This is a genomic window from Lentzea sp. NPDC059081 (genome assembly GCF_042738015.1).
GTDB lineage: Bacteria > Actinomycetota > Actinomycetes > Mycobacteriales > Pseudonocardiaceae > Lentzea.
In genome coordinates, this window is record NZ_JBHYGW010000002.1 from 52703 (window position 1) to 70905 (window position 18203).

Sequence of the window (18203 nt, forward strand, 5' to 3'; positions counted from 1 at the left end):
CGTCCGTTCGAGCGTAGCAGAAGGAACGGGTCCGTTCCGTTCGCTAGGATCGGGCGGGTGAAGGACGAGCGAACGGCGACCGGTGGAGCGGTTCTGCGGCAGCGGGTGACCGAGGCGATCACGGAGGCCGCGTTCGCCGAGCTCGCCGAGGTCGGGTATGCGCGGACGTCGATGGAACGGGTGGCCAAGCGCGCGGGGGTGGGCAAGGCCGCGCTCTACCGGCGGTGGTCCTCCAAGCAGACGATGCTCACCGAGCTGATCCGCGACCGGATCACCGCGTCGCTGCCTCCCACGCCGGCCACCGGTGTACTGCGCACCGACCTGCTGGCGCTGCTGACCACGATCCGCGGCCAGCTGTCCGCACCGCTGCTCACCCGGATCGGTGCCGGGCTGCTCGCCGAGGCCGGTACGGACGCCGCGCTGGCGGAGATGCTGGAGTCCGTGGTGGCGGCGCCACGCCGGGCCGCGGCGCTCGAGGTGTTGCGGGGTGCCGTCGACCGCGGTGAGCTGCCTCCCGGTGCGGACCTGGAGCTCGGCATCGACCTCGTGATCGCCCCGCTCGCCTTCCGCGTGCTGGTCACGCGCGAGGACGGCGGCGACGAGTACCTGGAGAGGCTGGCCGACGCGATCGAGGCGGGTCTGAAGGCGACCGCCCGCTGAAGTTCAGTCCACGAAGGACCGGTTCAACGGGCGGTGACGTGCATTCTCATGCGGCGCGGGTTGAGCGTGGCCGCCGCGGCCGGGCGGGTCATGGCCGGGGAGAGCGGGACCAGGCGTCGGTGGCTGGTGATGGTGGCCAGGGTGAGGACTGCCTCGGTCAGGCCGAACTGGTCCGCGATGCACTTGCGGGCGCCCGCCCCGAACGGGAGGTAGGCGTGGCGGTCGGACCGCGGCCGGTCCGGGTCGAACTCGTCCGGTGACTCGTGCAGGTCCGCGCGGCGGTGGATCAGGTAGGGGCTGTAGACGATCGTGGTGCCGGCCGGGATGTGGTGGCGGCCCAGGGTGGTGTCGGTGGTGACCGTTCTGGTGAGCATCCAGCCCGGCGGGTACAGGCGCAGGGTCTCGGCGACCACGCGGGACGTCAGGTCCAGCCGCGGCAGGTGGTCGTAGGTCGCGGGGGAGCCTGCCAGGACGGCTTCGGCGTGGACTCGGTCCTGGACCTCGGGGTGGTGGGCCAGCAGGGCCAGCGCCCAGGACAGCAGGACGGCGGTGCTGTCGGCTCCGGCGATGAAGAAGGTCAGGACCTGGTCGCTGATCTCGGTGTCGGTGAGGCCGTGGCCGTCGGTGTCGCGGGCGGTCAGGAACGCCGACAGCAGGTCGCCGTGGTCCTCGCCGGAGGCCTGGCGCTGGGCGATGACGCCGTCGAGGGTGTGGCGCAGACGGGTGCGGGCCTGGTGGTAGCGGGTGCGGGTGAGGCGGCGTTCCCACGACGGCGGCAGGGCCATTCGCCGGTACAGGCCCTTCATCACGACGGCCAGGTCCATTGTGGACTGGCGGAGGGCGTCGGGTGCGAGAGCGTCGGAGAACATCGTCTCGATGGCCGTGCGCACGGCCAGGGTCATCGCCTCGGAGCCGAGCTCGATGGTGGTTCCGGGGCGCCAGCTCTCGGCCGCGGCGGTGGCTCGGGCGACCATCGTTCGTGCGTAGGCCGGAAAACGGCTGGGGTGGAAGGCGGGCTGGGCGAGGCGGCGCTGGCGGCGGTGGTCGCTGTGCGGGCACAGGGCCAGGCCGTTGCCTCCCAGTTCGCGGCCGCGGTCGAAGAGCAGGCCGCCCTTGTCGAACGTGCGGTCGTCCAGGAGGACCTGGCGGGTCAGGCCGGGGTCGCAGACGACCAGGGCCTGTACCGGGCCCAGGCGGACCTGGACCAGGTCGCCGCGAGCGGGCAGCGAGGTGAGGAACGCCAGCGGGTCGCGCAGGACGCTCAAGGTGTGTCCCAGCAACGGCAGGCGGCCGGGTGCGTCGGGGATCGTCATCAGCGGCCGACCACCTGGTAGCGGCTGGACTCGGTGCCGTAGTCACGGGCCGCGGCGATGATGTCGCGCATGCCGTCGACGTAGCGCTCCGCGGCCGCGCGTGGGGCGGGGGTGAAGTCGAGCTGGTCGTACACCTGCGGCAACGAGGCGGTCAGGTGCAGGAAGCGGTCTTTGGCGGCGGTGATCTCGGCCAGTGCCGCCGTGGTCGCTTCCGCACGGCTGCAACGGAGTTGGTGTTCCAGGACCAGCACGAGGTTGTGGTGGTCTCCGCGTGCTTCCTCGACGTCCATGGAGTGCACGGCCTGGACGAACGCCACCAGCTCGTCGGCCGCGGCGTGGACGGCCTCGAAGTGCGGGTGGCCGAAGAGCGCCGCGGGGGCCTCGAAGCCTCCCGCTCGCTCGGTCAGGGGGAAGAAGAAGCGGTTGCCGTTGGTCTCGCGGCACAGCACGCGGTAGGTGTGCAGGCTCAGGACCGCGTTGGCGGGCCGCAGGAAAGCAGCGTCCACACTGGACCAGAACCAGCGGCGGAGGCCGTCGGCGAAGCGGTCGCGCCACGTCTGCGTCATGCCGGTGCCGAGCCGCGACAGCAGGTCGTCGAGCGGGGTGGCACCGGGCGCCGGTCGGCCGGCGAGCCACGCGTCCAGCGAGGCGAAGCACTGCTGCTGGAACGCCCAAGCCCGGTGCAGTGCCTCGGGATCGCGGACGTCCAGCTCGTCGAGGAGGTCGTCGCAGATCGCGATCCAGCTCACGGCGTCGGTGACGACGTCCAGCTCCGCGCCGGTCGCGTCGGGGTAGGCGTAGGCGCTGACCTCGGCCAACGCCATGGCGGTGAAGCGCTTCTCGGCCAGTTCGTCCCGCAGCAGGCCGTGCGAGCGCAGCCACCGGATCGTGTGGGTCCGGGCAGCCGGGAGGTCGGGGCTGCACCGGTGGGGGAAGGGGATGCCGAAGTCCTCGGGCATGGAACGTCTCCGGTGGGTCACTGGCCGAAGCGGCGGACGCGGTGCGCGTACCAGGTCAGGGCGCGGGTGAACTGCGGCCGGTCGAAGTCGGGCCAGGGGGTGTCGGTGAAGTACAGCTCGGCCTGGTCCGCCTGCCACGGCATGAAACCGGACAGGCGCTGCTCGCCGGCGGTCCTGATGAGCAGGTCGACGTCGGGCTGCCCGGCGGTCGACAGGTGCCGGGAGAGCTGCTTCTCGGTGATGCCGGCGACGTCGAGGCGGCTGTCGCGGTGTTCGTCGACCAGCGCGCGGACCGCGGTCAGGATGTCGTCCCGCCCGCTGTAGGCGACCGCCACGTTCAGCGTGGTCCCGTCGTGGTGCCGGGTGGCGGCCTCCACCGCCCGCAGGGCCTCGGCCTCGTCGCCGGGCAGCCGGTCCAGTGCGCCGACCGGGCGGATCCGCCACCGCTCGGAGGCGGCCATGGCCTGCACGCCGCTGGTCACCGCCCGCGTGATGGCGGAGACGGACTGGGCGCTCCTGCTGAGGTTGTCCTGGGACAGCGCCCAGACCGTGACCACCTGGATGCCGGCCTCCTCGCACCACGTCACCAGCTCGTGCACTCGCGCCGCACCGGTGAGGTACGCGTCGGCCAGCGCGCGGTTGCGCTGTTCGGCCCAGCGCCGGTTGCCGTCGAGGATCACCGCCAGGTGGCGCGGAAGTGTTCGGAGGGAAGGAATCCGGCTGCTCAACGATCACCTCCTCTGGGGGGACGCCGGTCAGTCTCACGCGAACACGGGGACCGCGACAAGGCTTCATGTCGATGTCGACAGGAACTGGCGACGAGCCCGAACTCGTTGGTAGAAGTGTGTTCTGAGGGTGGTAGCGCTCTCATCCACAGGCGATTCATTCCACTGAGGACGGATTCGTCCCCGCGCATCCGTTCGCCGGCAAGCACAAGGCCCGTAGAGGAAGGCACCTGCCATGGACTTCGAGCGGTACGCGGCGATCGTCCGGGACCCGGCGGCACGCCACGAGCGGTACGCCGAGATGACCAGCTCCTACTTCGACGCCTTCACCGACCTGTACCGCGAGCTCTGGTCCGACTCGCTCAACCTCACCTGGTTCACCGGGCAGAAGAGCCTCGCGGAGGCGCAGAAGGACCACGAGCGCAAGGTGGGCGACCTGCTCGGCGTCACGCCGGGGATGCGCGTGCTCGATGTCGGCTGCGGCATCGGCAACCCCGCGCTGGAGATCTCCGCGCACACCGGGGCGCACGTCACCGGGGTGACCATCTCGCCACGGCAGGTCGAGGTCGCCGCGACCAAGATCGCGGAGGCCGGGGCCGCCGACCGGGTGGAGGTCGTGCTCGGCGACGCCATGGAGCTCCCGTTCCCCGACAACTCCTTCGACGCCGCGTACGCGATCCAGGCGATCGGTCACATGCCGGACAAACCGCGGGTGTACCGGGAGATCTCCCGGGTGCTGCGCGACGACACCGTGCTCGTGTGCTCCGACGGGTTCCTGCGCAGCAGGACCGACCTGGTCGACCACGGCGAGGCCATGGAGGTCCTGTTCCAGACGTTCGCGGTGCCGTCCGTCACCACGATCCACGAGTGCCAGGAGGAGCTCAGGGCCGCGGGTCTCGGGATGGAGTACCTGACCCGCTACAGCGACCACGGCGACATGACGCCGAACTGGGCGATCGGCGAGCAGATCGCCGCGAAGCTGATGGGCGGCGACGGCCCGTCGGAGCTGTCGTTCCTCTTCGGCGCCTCGATGGACGCGCTCGGCAAGGCGGCGGAGAGCGGGGCGCTGGAGCTGTACCTGTGGGCGGCGCGGAAGCTGCCCGGCCGTTCGTGACATGACGAAGCCGATCCCCGACGCACCACAGCGGGTGCCCCTGCTCGGGAACCTCGTGCCGTTGCTGCGGGATCCGCTGGCCTACCTGACGTCCCTGCGCGACCACGGCGACCTCGTCCGCGTCCGGATCGGGCCGCTGGCGGCGGTCGTCGTCTGCACGCCCGCCCTCACGGACCAGGTCCTGCGCAACGACCGGGTGTTCGACCGGGGCGGCCCGTTCTTCGACCGGCTCGGGGAGCTGCTGGGCGACAGCCTGGTCGTGTGCCCGCACCAGCGGCACCGCCGGCAGCGACGCCTGGTGCAGCCCGCCTTCCACCCCGCCCGCCTGCCGGCGTACGCCGGGGTCATGACCGCCAGGATCGCCGAACGGGTCGGGTCGTGGCAGGACGGGCAGGTGCTGGACGTCGTCGACGAGATGGTGTCGCTGACCGCCGGGATCACGGTCGCGACGATGTTCGGCGACGCGCTGTCGCCGTCCTCGCTGCGGCAGGCGCTCGACGACCTCGCCGTGGTCTTCGCCGGCGTCACCCGGCGCATCCTCGTGCCGCCGCCGCTGGACCGGCTGCCGACGCCGGGCAGCCGTCGCGACCAGCGTGCCGCCGCCCGCCTGCGCGCCACCCTGGGCGAGGTCGTCGCCGAACGCCGGGCCGGGACCACCGACCACGGCGACCTGCTGTCCGCGTTGCTGTCCGCCGGTGGTCCCGACGACGGGGGACTCACGGACACCGAGCTGGTCGACCAGCTCCTCGCGTTCTTCGGCGCCGGCACCGAGACCGCCGCGACCACCCTCTCCTGGGCCCTGCACCTGCTGGACCGGCACCCGGAGATCGGCGACCGCGTCCACGCCGAGGCCAGGACCGTCCTGGCGGGCTCCCCGGCGGCCCTCGGTCACCTGCCCCACCTGGAACTGACGTCCCGAGTCGTCACCGAGACGCTGCGTCTGCGTCCGCCGGGATGGGTCTTCACGCGCACCGCCGCCGTGGACACCGACCTGGCCGGCCACCCGATCCCGGCCGGCACGACCGTCGTCTACAGCCCCTACCTGCTGCACCACCGGCCGGACCAGTACGCCGACCCGGAGCTCTTCGACCCGGACCGCTGGGACCTCCGCCGTCCCGCGCCCGCTCGTGAGGCCTTCGTGCCGTTCGGTGGCGGCGCGCGGAAGTGCATCGGCGACCGGTTCGCGCTCACCGAGATCACGCTGGCGCTCGCGACCATCGTGGCGCGGTGGTCGCTGCGCACCCCGCCGGGACAGCGCGTTCGTCCCGCGCTGGGTGCCGCGCTCACCCCGAAAGGGCTGCTCATGCGCGTTTCTTCGTGGTGAAGTGCGCGCCGGGAAATTGTTTCGGCGATTGATGGAATTCGAAAAGACCGGCTGACCGACTTTTTACTTCGTCGGGTGGAATGCTTCACTCGATCGTGTGACACCCGGCGTGTTAGCGGGGTGTCGGCGGATAAGAAGTAACGACGGCGGGCGCCCTTTCGATGTGGGTGAGTGCGCGATTGGGTGGCAGATCACCCGATATTCCGCTCGGTAGTATCGAATTGACTCGGAGTGACTTCTGATACGCGATCATCGAGCTGCATTCGACGTGCTCGCGTCCGCGTTGACGCGATGTCAGGTGGATCGGATCACCGGGGCATTGCGCGTCACGGGCAATGCCGGAGGGGTGTTCCACCTGCGCGACGGCGCGGTGCTCGCGGTCGACAGCCCTGGCTCACCGGGAGCGGAGACGCTGCTGGTGGGGTCGGGCCGGGTCACCGCGGAGGACTGGACCGCGGCGCTGGTGGACAGCGTCGAGGCGCGGTCACTGCGGGCGGCTCTCGTCGCCCGCGGGATCGTCGGCCAGGCCGAGGCACGAGCCCTCGCACTGGCCGCCGTGCAGGACGGCGCGTTCGCCGTTGCCGCAGGTGAGGTCGAGAACTGCGACGTCATCGACGACGCCGACGTGCCGCTGCTGCCGGTGGCCGACGGGGTCGGGGCAGACCTGCTGCTGGCGGAGACGGCGCGCCGGCTGGACGCGGTGGCCTCGCTCGCGGTGCCCCTGTCGCCCTACCGCGACCGGGTGGTGCCCGGACGGGAGGCGGCCGGTCTGACCGCGGAACGGCGGGAGATCGTCGCGCACGCCACCGGGCGGCGCACGGCGCGGGACGTGGCTTTCGCGGTCGGCAGGGGTCTTTACCCGGTCACCGTCGAAATGTCCCGGATGCTCGGCGAGGGAGTGCTGGAGATCGCCTCGCCGGTCGCGTCGTTCAGCTTTTCGCACGGAGGTCTCACCGCACTGCGCCCGCGGGAGGAACTGTCGGAAGCAGGGCGCCCCGGCTGAACCGGTGCGCCGTTCCGGAGCAGGAAGGAAGAGCATTGGACTACGACGCCCTGGTCGCCGAGCTGCGGCAGCTCCGGGAGAACGTCGCCGGAGTCACCGACACGGTAATAGCCGCGTCCGACGGTATTCCGATCATTTCCGACGTGGCCAAGAGCGTCGACCCGGCGCACATCTCCGCGCTCGCGGCCGCCGATCTCGGCATCGCGCGCCAGGCGGTGGAGGTGATGGGCCTGGGAACGCTCAGCCAGACCGTGGTGTTCGGCAGCAAGGGCTACATGGCCGTGTACGCCATCGGCCGGTTGTCACTGATGGTCGCGCTGGGGGACAAGGGGCTGAACCTAGGGCGTCTGCTCCACGAGTCCCGGCCCGCCATCGAACGGATCGGGTCGATCCTGACGCCTTAGCGCGCCGTCCGCCGAACAAAGGAATGGTCGCAGCACATGTCCATCCTGAGTTCATTGCTCTCGTCAACGACGTCTTGGTGGGGGCGTGTCCGTACGCGGTCGAGGCACGAGCAGTCCGCCGTGCCGCCTCGGCCACCAGTCGACATAGGGAAGTGGAACCACATGAACATCGACACCGCGCTCAAAGATGCCATGTCCATCAACGGCGCCGTCGGCGTGGCGCTCGTCGACTACGACAGCGGCATGTCGCTCGGCCACGTGGGTGGCGGCGACTGGCTGAACCTGGAGATCGCGGCGGCCGGCAACACCGAGGTCGTGCGGTCCAAGCTGCGGGTGATGCAGACGCTCGGCCTGAGCGACACGATCGAGGACATCCTGATCACCCTGCACCGCCAGTACCACCTGATCCGCCTGATGAGCGGGGTGAAGTCCCGCGGCTCTCTCTTCCTGTACCTCGTGCTCGAGAGAGACGTCTCGAACCTCGCGCTGGCCCGCCACCAGCTCAAGCGGATCGAAGCGGACCTGCAGGTCTGAGCCGCCGCACCGTCGGGCCGGGTAGCGTCTGCCACCAGCGCGGACGTGCTCGGCCCGAAGTGTTCTCGACAGGCGCACCGGAGGAGCCAGGAGATGCGAACGCTGCACATCGGACTGCGGGTGGACGACCTGGAGCGGTCGCTCGGGTTCTACCGCGCCGTCGGCTACGAGGTCGTCGGCTCCGTGCCCGACACGCCCATCGGGCACCTGGCGATGCTCAAGCTCCCCGGCGACGAGTTCGTCAGCGTCGAGCTCGTGCACGACGGCGGACCGGTCGACCTCGGCACCGGTCTGAGCCACCTCGTCGTGCACGTCGAGTCGATGCCGGCCGCACTCGCCGGACTGGCGCGGCACGGGATCGAGCCCGACGGCCACGGCACGGACGGCGACGGCGGGTTCAGCACGAGGTTCATCACCGACCCGGACGGGCGGCGGATCGAGCTGGTCCAGTGGCCGGCGGGGCACGCGGCCGGGCTCAGCGCCGCGGACTGGGCGGGGGAGGCGGAGTGAGGACGCCGCTCCGCCTGTACATGGCGATGTCGCTGGACGGCTACGTCGCCGGCCCTGACGACCGGCCGGGCCAGGAGCTCGGCGTGGGCGGCGGGCGGCTGTTCGACTGGCTCGACCACCGGATGGCCGACGGGGTCGACGGGCAGGTGTTCCGCGAGGCCCTCGCCACCGGCGCGGTGATCTCGGGCCGCCGCACGTTCGAGCTGGCCGGGCGGTGGCAGGGCGACCACCACGACGGCGTGCCGATCCACGTGCTCACCCACCACGCCGACCCCGGCGACGAACCGCCGGGCAGCGCGAGGTTCTACACCGACGTCGACCGGTGCGCCGACGAGGCGCGGGCGGCGGCGGGTGACCGGGCCGTGCTGGTGCACGGCGCGGGCGCGGCCCAGGCCCTGCTCGCGGCCGGGCAGCTCGACGAGCTCGAGATCCACCTCGTCCCGGTGCTGCTGGGTGGCGGGCGACGGCTCTTCGAGCCGGTGGGGACCGGGTCCGTGGAGCTGGAACCCGTCCGCCGGCTCGAAGGCCGCGACGCCACGCACCTGCGTTACCGCGTGGTGCGCTGAGGGATCAGCGGGTCGTGGCGTTCAGCGTCACGTACCCCTTGCCGAGCTGGGCGAACGCCTCGACCGCGAACCCGGTGAGCTGGTCGACCGCGGTCGGGTTCACCAGCAGCGCCTGGGTCTGGGCCAGCTGCGCGCCCCCGAGACCAGGCTGCTCGCGGTACTCGATCTTGACGGTGCTCCCTCCCATCGAGGTGACCTCGACCTTGACGTCCTTGTAGACGCCGGTCAGCTTCGAGGCGATCTTCGAGGCCAGGTCCTGGATCACGACGGCCGCGGTCAGGGCCGCGATGATGGTCAGGACCGTGGCCGGGTCGGCGAACAGCGCCACGTTCTTCGGCTTCGACCACTGGCCGCCGCTGTAGAGCCTGGTCGCGCTGTTCACCTCGGTGAGGTCGATCTCGACGGCGTTCGATCTGGCCGTGCTGAACATGGTGCTGGTGACGACGTCCTGCTCGAACCACACCTGCACCGCCTCCACGGGGGTCAGCACGTCCTTGCCGGAGACGATCGGGGCCTCGGCGACGTAGATCGGGGTCGTCGTGCCCCGGCCGTTGATGTCCGTCGAGTACGCGGACAGACCGGGGTGGATCGGGCCGTAGTCGTTGTTCAGCGTGATGGAGGTGGCCGGTCCGCCCGAGGACGCGTTGCCCAGCAGGCCGTCCTTGTCGAGGGTGATCTCGTCGCCGAGGCCGATCGCCACCTGGTTGGTCGCGGCGTGCACGGTGACGTTGCCCTGGAAGGTGTTGCTGCCGAAGATCTGGTACAGCGGCTGCCACGAGAACGTGTTGTCGCTGAGGTAGGCGGAGGACGACTGCCACACGACGTTGTAGCTGTCGTTGACCTTCTTCGCGAAGCAGAGCTTGTAGTTGCTGCTCTTCAGGGTCTTGAGGTCCTCGGGGGCGATCTGGATGTCCACGCTCTTGATCTGGCTGTCCGGCACGGTGCGCTCCTCGGGTGTGGTCGGCGGGGCCGTTGCGACCCCGGGACACACCCTCCGCGGGTGCCGTCTCCTGCGGGTCGTCGTCGCGCACCACGCGCTGTCGCGGCGCCGTCCGGGCCGGACCGGGTCACCTGATGGGCTGGACTGGGCCGGAAGAGTTCGTTTGGGCCAAACGCGTTACCCGCGCTTGACGGATTCCGGGCGCGCTCGCGACACGCCGTCGTCACCCGCTCCCCACCGGGTGACCCTCTGGCCGGGCGTCAAGTCCACGCACGACTGAGCGGCCACCGCTGACCGGCGTCGGGGGCGACGACGCTGCGGCGCGCGGGAGACGACCGGGAGACGCGGCCGGTGCGATGCTCGGCGGGGGACGGGAGGACCACGATGACCGAGGCGCCCCTGCTGGTGCTGCTGGGCCGGTTCGAGCTGATCGCCGGGGACGGGGACGTCGTGCTGCCGAAGGGAGCGCAACGGCTGCTGGCCTACCTCGCCGTCCACCACGGCGACGCGGTGCACCGGCAGGCCGCCGCCGAGCAGCTGTGGCCCGAGTGCCGGCGGCAACGCGCGACCGCCAACGTGCGGCAGGCGTTGTGGCACCTGCGGCGGGCGACGGACCAGCCGGTCGTCGAGCCGTCGGTGGACCGGCTGCGCCTGGCACCGGCGCTCACCGTCGACTTCCGCCGGGCGGTCGAGGCCGCCCACCTCGCCGTCGGTCCCGGCGCGTCCGTCGACCTCGCCACGGCCGCGGCGCTGGTCACGGCCCTGTCGCACGACCTGCTGCCGTACTGGACCGAGGAGTGGCTCGCCCCCGAACGGCGGCGGTGGGAGCAGGTCCGGCTGCACGCGCTGGAAGCGGTCGCCCAGCAGCTCATCGCCGCCGGCGCGCACCTCGCGGCGCTGGAGGCCGCGTTCACCGCGATCGCGATCGACCCGGTCAGGGAGAGCGCGCACCGGACGGTCGTCGCGGCGCACCTCGCCCAGGGCAACTGCGGGTCCGCGCTGAAGCACTACCAGCAGTACCGGGCGCTGCTGCACCGCGAGCTGGGGGTCGCGCCGTCGCAGCAGATGACACGGCTGGTCGCCTCCCAGGCGGCGTTGTGAGGCACGTGCCCTCCGGCACCCCTCGCCCCGTGACCTCCGGTGCTTTCCTTGTCCGGTCAGCACTTCTGGGCACGACGGGCGGGTTCCTAACGTCGGTGGCGTGACGGACAACAAGATCTTCTTGCCGAGGTTCGGGGCGGTGTGCGGGGTCGTCCTCGCGCTGTCGATCGGGGTGCCGGGCGCGGTGGAGGCGTTCACCGGGGAGACGGCGGCGACGAGCCTCGTGATCGGGCTCGGGACGGCGTTCGGGGCGCCCGCGGTGCTCGCGTTCCACGGGCACCAGGCGCACGCGTCGGGGCGGTTCGGGGCGGTCGCGTTCGCGGCGAACCTGCTGGGGCTGGGCCTGTTCACCGGGGTGGCGTTCGCGCTGAACCTGGTGATCTTCTTCCAGGAACCGGCGCAGGTCGTACCGCTGACGAGCGCGGTGCTGAAGGCGGCGTCGCTGGTGTTCGTGGCCGGCACGCTGCTGTTCGGGGTGTCGATGGTGCGGGCGAGGGTGTTCCCGGCGGTCCCCGCCTGGGGCTACGGGATCGGCTTCACGGTGCTGGCGGTGTTCGCGGCGCTGCCGGACACGCCGTGGTCCGCGCTGGTCCACGTTGCCTGCGCGGTGGTGCTGGGATGGCTGTCGGCGGCGGTGTGGCGCGCCCGACCGGCACTAGCCTGAGCGACATGCACCCCTCGCGGCCGGCGTTCTGGGTCTCGCCCGTGCTGTGCGCCGCCGTGCTCGTCGCCGGGGTGTACGCCGCCCTCGTCGGGCTCGGCACGACCCACCTGCCGTTGCTCGTCGGCGGGCTGGTGGCGTTGGTCGTGCTGGACCTCGCCGAGTTCCGGCGTTATCCGGTGCGCACGCCGAAGCCGGTGGCGGCGGGACTGCTGGCGTTGCGGGCGGTGCTGTACGTCGGAGTCGCCTATGTGGACGGTTCGGGGCTGGCCCGGTTGTTGTTGCTGCTCCTGCCTTTCACCGCCTATTTCGCGTTCGGACGGACGGTCGCCGTCGTGCTCGGAGCCGCGTGCCTGGCGGTCGCGGTGGTGAGCACGCCGGACTGGTACGCGCACGTGGAGCAGGTCTCGGACCTGGTGATGTTCACCGTCGGGCTGGTGCTGACCATCGCGACGGCCGCCGTGGCGGTGCGCGAACGCGACGGCCGGATCCGGCTGCAGGAGTCGCACCGCACGGTCGCGGAGCTGTCGGCGGCCGCGGAACGGGCGCGGGTGGCCCGCGACCTGCACGACGATCTCGGCCACCACCTGACCGCGATCGTGGTGCAGCTGGAGAAGGCCGCCGCGTTCCACGACCACGAGCCCGCGGTCGCGAAGACCGCCGTCCTCGACGCCGAACGGTCGGCGCGGCGGGCACTGAACGACGTTCGCGCATCGGTGCGGTCGCTGCGCTCGTTCGACCTGCTCACCGCACTCGACGACCTGGCGGGCGACGACGTGGTGCTCGTGGTCAGCGGCTCGCCGGACGGCCACGACACGGGTGCGCTGCACGCGCTGTACCGGGCCGCGCAGGAGGGCATCACCAACGCGCGCAGGCATGCCGCCGCCACGCGCATCGAGGTGCGGGTCGAACTGGACGCCGAGGGTGCCAAGCTGACCGTGTCGGACGACGGACGCGGCATGGGCACGGCGGCGGAGGGGTTCGGGTTGCTCGGGATGAGGGAACGGGTGGCGCTGGCCGGCGGCCGAGTCGACCTGGCCGGCACGTCGCCGGGCACGAGGCTGACGGTGACGATCCCGGGGCCGGCATGACTCGCGTGCTGGTCGTCGACGACCAGCGGCTGATCCGCGAGGGCATCGCGTCGTTGCTCGGGCTGCAGCCCGGCATCGAGGTCGTGGGGACGGCGGCGGATGGACTTGAGGCCGTCGAACAGGCCGTGGTGCTGGCTCCGGACGTGGTGCTCATGGACGTGCGCATGCCGGGTCTCGACGGCGTGGAGGCGGTGGCGTTGCTGCGTCGCCGTGCTCCTGGATGCCGGGTCGTCATGCTGACCACGTTCGACGACGAGGACTACGTGGTGCGGTCGCTGCGTGCGGGGGCGTGCGGGTACCTGTTGAAGGACCTGCCGTCGGCTGAGCTCGCTTCGGCGGTCCGGTTGGCCGCTGCCGGGGTCGCGCAGTTCGATCCGGCCGCCGTGGCTCGGCTGGCGGCGGTGTTGGACCGGTCGGACGGGTCTCGGGATCCGTTGACGGTGCGGGAGGTCGAGGTGTTGCGGTTGGTGGCCGGTGGGGCCACCAACCGGGAGATCGCTTCGCGGTTGCACCTGTCAGAGGGGACTGTGAAGAACCACGTTTCGCGGATTTTGGGGCGGCTGGGGTTGCGGGACCGGACCCAGGCGGCGCTGTACGCGCAGGCGCACGGGCTGGTCTGACCAGTTCAGGGGTAGTGTCCGTCCGGTGGGAAAGATCGTCCGCATCGGTGTGTTCTACGACGGCACCTGGTTCGCGTACCTCAGCGACTTCTACGCGACCGCGCACCGCCGAGCCGCGCGGATCTCGTTGGACGGGCTGCACGACGCGCTGCGCTGGTACGTCCACCAGGAGACCGGCAGGCCGCTCGACGAGTGCGTGGTGGCCGAGGCGCACTACGCGCGGGGGCGGATCGAGACGCCCGCTGTGTCGTTCGACGCGGCGCTCAGTGCCGCCGGGATCACGCGGCACGACCTGCCGCTGGTCGGGGGCAAGGAGAAGGGCGTCGACGTCCACCTTGCGCTGGAGGCGTGGGACCGGGCCGTGTCGGTGCCGCTCGACTGGGTCGTGCTGCTGACCGGGGACGCGGACTTCGCTCCGCTCGTGACGCGGCTGGTCGGGCGCGGGGTGCACGTGGTGGTGCCGGTGGTGGATGTGCGGATTGTCGACAAGCCGCCGGCCTGGACGCCTCGCACCGCGGCGCCGTTGCGGGCCGCCGCGTCGTTCACACCGGGGTTCGACGCGTTGTTCGAGCCCGGTGACCTGGGCGACTACCCGTTGCGGCGGGCGTTCATCCGGTCGGCCGGCGCGGTGGCCTCGCCGGTCGGTGCGCCTCGCGGGCGGCGGCGGGGGACGGTGGCCAGCTGGAAGTCCGGGCAGGCGCACGGGTTCATCACCGACACGCGGGGTGGGTCGTGGTTCGTCTCCCGTGACGATCTTCCGCAGGGTCTGACGTTGTTGCTGGCGGGCACGCCCGTGTCGTTCACGGGGTCGCCTGTTCCGCTGGCCGGCCGGAAGTACCCGCGAGCGCAGGCCGTTCGGCTGGACGACTTCCCGCGCGCCTGACGGACCGGTGGCGGGCGGTGTCAGCGGAATGTCAGTGCGTTTCGCGACGCTCCTCCCCGTGTTCAAGAAATCTGTTTTTGTGCTGATGATGGGTGCGCTGATCAGCGCGTCCTTCGGTGCGGGTGCGGCCAACGCGGCGACCGCGCGCAACGGCGTCTGCGAGTCGGGTGAGTTCTGCCTGTACTACAACAGCAACCAGGCCGGGTCGGTGTCCGACTTCGACACGTCGATCCCCGACTACGGCGACGACCAGCCGAGCTGTTACGAGTTCAAGAGCGACGGCAACGGCAAGGGCCTGTGCGTGAAGAACAACGCCGCCGCCGTCTGGAACCGCACCAGCAGCTCGGTCACCGTGTACTTCAACAGCGGGTACGCGGGTCCGAAGCAGACGATCGCGGCCGGTGCCAAGGCGAACCTCAACTCGGACCTGAAGAACGAGAACGCCTCGCACAAGCTCGCCGACAGCGGCAGCGGTGGTGGCGGCGGTGGCACGTACGGCGCCCCGCCCAGCAACCCGCACCCGTCCGCGGCGGCGCGTGCTCCGCAGGCCACGGCCCGCACGCAGTTCGTGGACGACCAGATCGCCCGGCTGACCGGCGAGAAGGACTGCTGGGTGGGCGACTACCGCAGCTACGAGCCGTCGACCAGCAACCACAACACGGGCAACGCGCTCGACTGCACCATCTCGAACGCGATCGGGTCCTACCCGTCGGCGGCGCAGAAGGAGCAGGGCTGGAAGCTCGCGCGCTGGGTGCAGAAGTACGCGTCGCAGCTCGACGTCCGGTACGTGATCTGGCAGGGCAAGATCTGGAGCGTCGCCCGCTCGTCCGAGGGCTGGCGCGACTACACCGCGGGCAGCGGGGTGACCGGCGGGCACTACGACCACGTGCACGTCTCCATGCAGAACCCGTACGGCGACTGACCGACTGAGTGAACGTGGACGGTGTGAAGGTGGGCGGCGATCTCGCTGCCCACCTTTTGTCGTTTCCGCGCGTTCTCCTTCGTTGCCGGAACGGACGACGTTCGCGGCTCGCGCACGTGCCCCCGTTCGCGATGTCCTTGCGGGGACATGGATTGGGGGATCTTTGTGAAGAAATCGTGGCTGGTGCCCGTTGTGGCGGCTTTGGTCATATCGGGCGGAAGTGTCGCGAGCGCGGCGGACGACGTGGTCGTGCGGACCGATTCCGGTGTCGTGCGAGGAGAAGTCAGCGGCGGCACGAGGGTGTTCGAGGGAATCCCTTACGCGGCACCGCCGGAGCGTTGGCGTGACCCGCGGCCGCCCGCGCGGTGGGACGGCGTGCGCGACGCGACGAAACCCGGACCCGTCTGCGCGCAGCTGCCGGGGGAGGTGCCGGACGGCAGCACCGCCGAGGACTGCCTGTACCTCAACGTGACCGCGCCGAAGTCCGGTGGCCGCAAGCCGGTCGTGGTCTGGGTGCACGGCGGTGGCTACTTCATGGGCGCCGGGGCCAACTACGACGCGCGCAGGTTCGCCGAACGCGGTGACGTCGTCGTGGTCACGGTCAACTACCGGCTGGGGATCTTCGGGTTCTTCGGCATGCCGGGACTGGCGGGCTCCGGGACGTTCGGGCTGCGCGACCAGCAGGCCGCGCTGAGGTGGGTGCGCGCCAACGCCGGCGCGTTCGGCGGCGACCCGCGCAACGTGACGCTGGCCGGGCAGTCCGCCGGCGCGATGAGCGTGTGTGCGCAGCTCACGTCACCCGCGGCGGCCGGGTTGTTCGACCGGGCCGTGCTGCAGAGCGGGTCGTGCGAGACGGGCTGGCTCGACAACTTCGAGTACCGCGGCGAGCAGGCGGCGACGATCTTCCAGCCGCTGTCCGCCGTCGCCGCGCACGGGGCCGACGTCGCGCGCGAACTGGGGTGCGCCGACATCGCCTGCCTGCGCGGGAAGCCGGTGGAGGAGCTGATGCCGCAGCACCTCGCGTTCATCCAACCTGCTTACGGCACACAGGTTCTGCCGTCGTATCCCGGCGATGCCGTGCGTGCGGGGAGGTTCCACCGCGTTCCGGTGCTGAGTGGTACGACACGAGACGAGGCAACGCCGTGGGTCGCCGCGTACGACAACGGTGCGCCGATGAGCGAGGCGACGTACGAAACGGTGCTCGCCGAGACGTTCGGTGACCGTGCGGCGGAAGTCAGGGCCGAGTACCCGCGCGAACGGTACGGCTCCGCGGCGCTCACGTGGGCGGCGATCGTGACCGACCGGATGTGGGCCTGCACGCAGTACGAGACCTCGCGAGGACTCGCCGCCAGGACCGACGTGCACCAGTACGAGTTCGCGGATCCCTCGCCGCCCGCGCTGTCGCCGGTGCCGCCCGCGATGCCGCTGGGTGCCCAGCACGCGTCGGACCTGTGGGACTTCTTCGACCTCGGCGGCACCACGCCGAAGTTCAGCCCCGCCCAGCAGCGGCTCTCGGACCGGATGATCGCCTCCTGGTCCGCGTTCGCCCGCGGCGGTGACCCGGGCTGGCCGCGGTTCACCGCGGAACGGCCGCACGTGCGGTCACTGGCACCGGACGCGATCGGGCCGGTCGACCTGGCGGTGGAGCACCACTGCGGGTTCTGGGCTCAGGACCGCAGGTCGTGGACGACCATCGAGGCCGCGAGCAACCGGACGTCCCCGGCGTCGGCGGGGTTGTAGCCGGTGAGCTCCGTGACGCGGCGCAGGCGGTAGTTCAGCGTGTTGCGGTGCAGGTGCAGCTTCTCGGCCGTGCGGTGGCGGTTGTGGTCGTTCTCCAGGAACACCCGCAGCGTGTGCAGCAGGTCGGGGTGCTCTGCCAGCTTGTCCATCACGAGCGCCAAGCGCTTGCGGCCGGGGCCCGGCCGGCAGAGCTGGTACTCGAGCAGCACGTCGTCGAGGACGTACGCGCCGGGCGGCCGGCCGAGGCGCTGGACCAGCTCGGCGATGTCGGCGGCCTGCCTCGCCGCGGTGGGGACGTCCTCGCGGCTCTCCGCCGCGGCGATCCCGCCGACCACGCCGATGCCCGCCGCCGTGTGCAGCCTGCGCACCAGGTCGGCGGCGTCGGTCAGCTCCTGCTCCACGGCGTCGGCGGTGGTGGGCAGCAGCACGGTGCCGCCGTCGTGGTCCAGCGCGGACAGGGCGTGCTTCGGCAGCTCCGCCCGCAGCCGCCGGACCAGCGCGTGGGCGGCGAACCTCGGATCTTCGGCGGGCGGCGGCGCCTCGACCCGCACGGCGAGCACCACGTGGTGGCTGGACAGGTCGAGCCCGATCCGTTCCGCCAGCGGCTCGGCCTCCCGGCCGGTCAGCAGTGCCGCCACCAGCGCGCGACCGGCCTCCCGGCGTTCGGCGTGCAGGGCCTGCTGCTCGGTGAGGTAGGACGCGGCGACGGCCGGCACCGCGACGCTCAGGTACTGCAGCAGCGCGGGCACGGTCGCCAGCAGGTCGTCCACCTCGTCCTTCTCCGCGACGCTCGCCATCGCCGACCACCCGACGTGCGCGGCCACGTGGTACGTGCTCAGCACCACGTCGAGCGGCACGCCCTGCTGCGCCCGGCGCACCGCCGTGGCGATCTGGTCGGTGAGCTCCTCCACCGCCGGCGGCCGCCGTTCGCGCAACGCCCGCAGGAAGACCTGCAGGTTGTGGCTCACCGAGTCGACGATCTCCCGGTCGACGAGCTGGTGCGGCAGCTGCCGGTAGGCCGCCGAGCGGGCGAAGAACGCCTCCAGCACCTTGTCGGCGATGCCGGGAATCTGCGTCGCGGCCCGTTCGTAGAGCGGTGCGAGCGGGTCAGGGGCTTGGATGTCGACCACCGG

General features: G+C 71.4%; 20 protein-coding genes. 15 read left to right on the plus strand and 5 right to left on the minus strand.

Annotated elements, in window-relative coordinates; genetic code table 11:
- The first annotated feature begins 57 nt into the window (after positions 1–57).
- Positions 58–660, plus strand: a complete 603-nt coding sequence (locus ACFWV3_RS04675; protein ID WP_382408274.1) for a TetR/AcrR family transcriptional regulator — start codon at positions 58–60, stop codon at positions 658–660.
- A 23-nt stretch (positions 661–683) separates the two neighbouring features.
- Here ACFWV3_RS04675 and ACFWV3_RS04680 read toward each other — a convergent pair whose 3' ends face one another.
- From ACFWV3_RS04680 to uppS, 3 genes are read right to left on the minus strand one after another with little or no spacing between them, the layout of a single operon-like run.
- Positions 684–1973 (minus strand): cytochrome P450, encoded by a 1290-nt coding sequence (locus ACFWV3_RS04680; protein WP_382408276.1) that lies wholly within the window; start codon positions 1971–1973, stop codon positions 684–686.
- Entirely contained in the window at positions 1973–2932 is a 960-nt protein-coding gene (locus ACFWV3_RS04685) for a hypothetical protein (protein ID WP_382408278.1), read from the minus strand. Before ACFWV3_RS04685 ends, ACFWV3_RS04680 begins: the two co-directional genes overlap by 1 nt.
- 17 nt (positions 2933–2949) lie before the next feature.
- Positions 2950–3660, minus strand: coding sequence for a polyprenyl diphosphate synthase (uppS, locus tag ACFWV3_RS04690; RefSeq protein ID WP_382408280.1), 711 nt, complete (start codon positions 3658–3660; stop codon positions 2950–2952).
- 232 nt (positions 3661–3892) lie between these two features.
- On the opposite strand from uppS, the gene ACFWV3_RS04695 reads away from it, so the two are divergent.
- The 7 genes from ACFWV3_RS04695 (at position 3893) to ACFWV3_RS04725 (ending at position 9112) form a co-directional block, all read left to right on the plus strand.
- Entirely contained in the window at positions 3893–4771 is an 879-nt protein-coding gene (locus ACFWV3_RS04695; RefSeq protein ID WP_382408282.1) for an SAM-dependent methyltransferase, read from the plus strand.
- A 1-nt stretch (position 4772) separates the two neighbouring features.
- A complete protein-coding gene (locus ACFWV3_RS04700) occupies positions 4773–6095 on the plus strand; it encodes a cytochrome P450 (protein WP_382408284.1) in 1323 nt (440 codons plus the stop codon).
- 298 nt (positions 6096–6393) lie between these two features.
- Positions 6394–7098: a hypothetical protein gene (locus ACFWV3_RS04705; RefSeq protein ID WP_382408286.1), complete on the plus strand. Its 705-nt coding sequence runs from the start codon at positions 6394–6396 to the stop codon at positions 7096–7098.
- 35 nt (positions 7099–7133) lie between these two features.
- Positions 7134–7502 carry a roadblock/LC7 domain-containing protein gene (locus ACFWV3_RS04710; protein WP_382408288.1) on the plus strand — a complete coding sequence of 123 codons (369 nt, stop codon included), beginning with the start codon at positions 7134–7136 and terminating at the stop codon, positions 7500–7502.
- A 162-nt stretch (positions 7503–7664) separates the two neighbouring features.
- On the plus strand, positions 7665–8036 hold the full coding sequence (locus tag ACFWV3_RS04715) for a hypothetical protein (RefSeq protein WP_382408290.1): 372 nt from the start codon (positions 7665–7667) through the stop codon (positions 8034–8036).
- 93 nt (positions 8037–8129) lie between these two features.
- On the plus strand, positions 8130–8546 hold the full coding sequence (locus ACFWV3_RS04720; protein WP_382408292.1) for a VOC family protein: 417 nt from the start codon (positions 8130–8132) through the stop codon (positions 8544–8546).
- The gene (locus tag ACFWV3_RS04725) at positions 8543–9112 is read left to right on the plus strand and encodes a dihydrofolate reductase family protein (RefSeq protein WP_382408294.1); all 570 of its coding nucleotides are present in this window, start codon (positions 8543–8545) and stop codon (positions 9110–9112) included. The genes ACFWV3_RS04720 and ACFWV3_RS04725 overlap by 4 nt, the downstream gene beginning before the upstream one ends.
- A 4-nt stretch (positions 9113–9116) precedes the next feature.
- Here the strand turns inward: ACFWV3_RS04725 and ACFWV3_RS04730 are convergent, their stop codons facing one another.
- The gene (locus tag ACFWV3_RS04730) at positions 9117–10052 is read right to left on the minus strand and encodes a hypothetical protein (protein WP_382408296.1); all 936 of its coding nucleotides are present in this window, start codon (positions 10050–10052) and stop codon (positions 9117–9119) included.
- Positions 10053–10436: 384 nt separating this feature from the next.
- Here ACFWV3_RS04730 and ACFWV3_RS04735 point away from each other — a divergent pair, with 384 nt between their 5' ends.
- The 7 genes from ACFWV3_RS04735 (at position 10437) to ACFWV3_RS04765 (ending at position 17070) form a co-directional block, all read left to right on the plus strand.
- A complete protein-coding gene (locus ACFWV3_RS04735; RefSeq protein WP_382408298.1) occupies positions 10437–11153 on the plus strand; it encodes a BTAD domain-containing putative transcriptional regulator in 717 nt (238 codons plus the stop codon).
- Between the two features lie 100 nt (positions 11154–11253).
- Positions 11254–11817, plus strand: coding sequence for a hypothetical protein (locus ACFWV3_RS04740; protein ID WP_382408300.1), 564 nt, complete (start codon positions 11254–11256; stop codon positions 11815–11817).
- A 5-nt stretch (positions 11818–11822) separates the two neighbouring features.
- Entirely contained in the window at positions 11823–12905 is a 1083-nt protein-coding gene (locus ACFWV3_RS04745) for a sensor histidine kinase (protein WP_382408302.1), read from the plus strand.
- On the plus strand, positions 12902–13525 hold the full coding sequence (locus ACFWV3_RS04750; RefSeq protein WP_382408304.1) for a response regulator: 624 nt from the start codon (positions 12902–12904) through the stop codon (positions 13523–13525). Before ACFWV3_RS04745 ends, ACFWV3_RS04750 begins: the two co-directional genes overlap by 4 nt.
- Positions 13526–13550: 25 nt before the next feature.
- A complete protein-coding gene (locus tag ACFWV3_RS04755; RefSeq protein ID WP_382408306.1) occupies positions 13551–14408 on the plus strand; it encodes an NYN domain-containing protein in 858 nt (285 codons plus the stop codon).
- Between the two features lie 58 nt (positions 14409–14466).
- Positions 14467–15330, plus strand: a complete 864-nt coding sequence (locus tag ACFWV3_RS04760; protein ID WP_382408308.1) for a peptidase inhibitor family I36 protein — start codon at positions 14467–14469, stop codon at positions 15328–15330.
- Positions 15331–15522: 192 nt separating this feature from the next.
- Positions 15523–17070, plus strand: a complete 1548-nt coding sequence (locus tag ACFWV3_RS04765) for a carboxylesterase/lipase family protein (RefSeq protein WP_382408310.1) — start codon at positions 15523–15525, stop codon at positions 17068–17070.
- Here the strand turns inward: ACFWV3_RS04765 and ACFWV3_RS04770 are convergent.
- Positions 16998–18200 carry a PucR family transcriptional regulator gene (locus ACFWV3_RS04770; protein ID WP_382408312.1) on the minus strand — a complete coding sequence of 401 codons (1203 nt, stop codon included), beginning with the start codon at positions 18198–18200 and terminating at the stop codon, positions 16998–17000. The genes ACFWV3_RS04765 and ACFWV3_RS04770 overlap by 73 nt on opposite strands.
- Between the last annotated feature and the right edge of the window lie 3 nt (positions 18201–18203).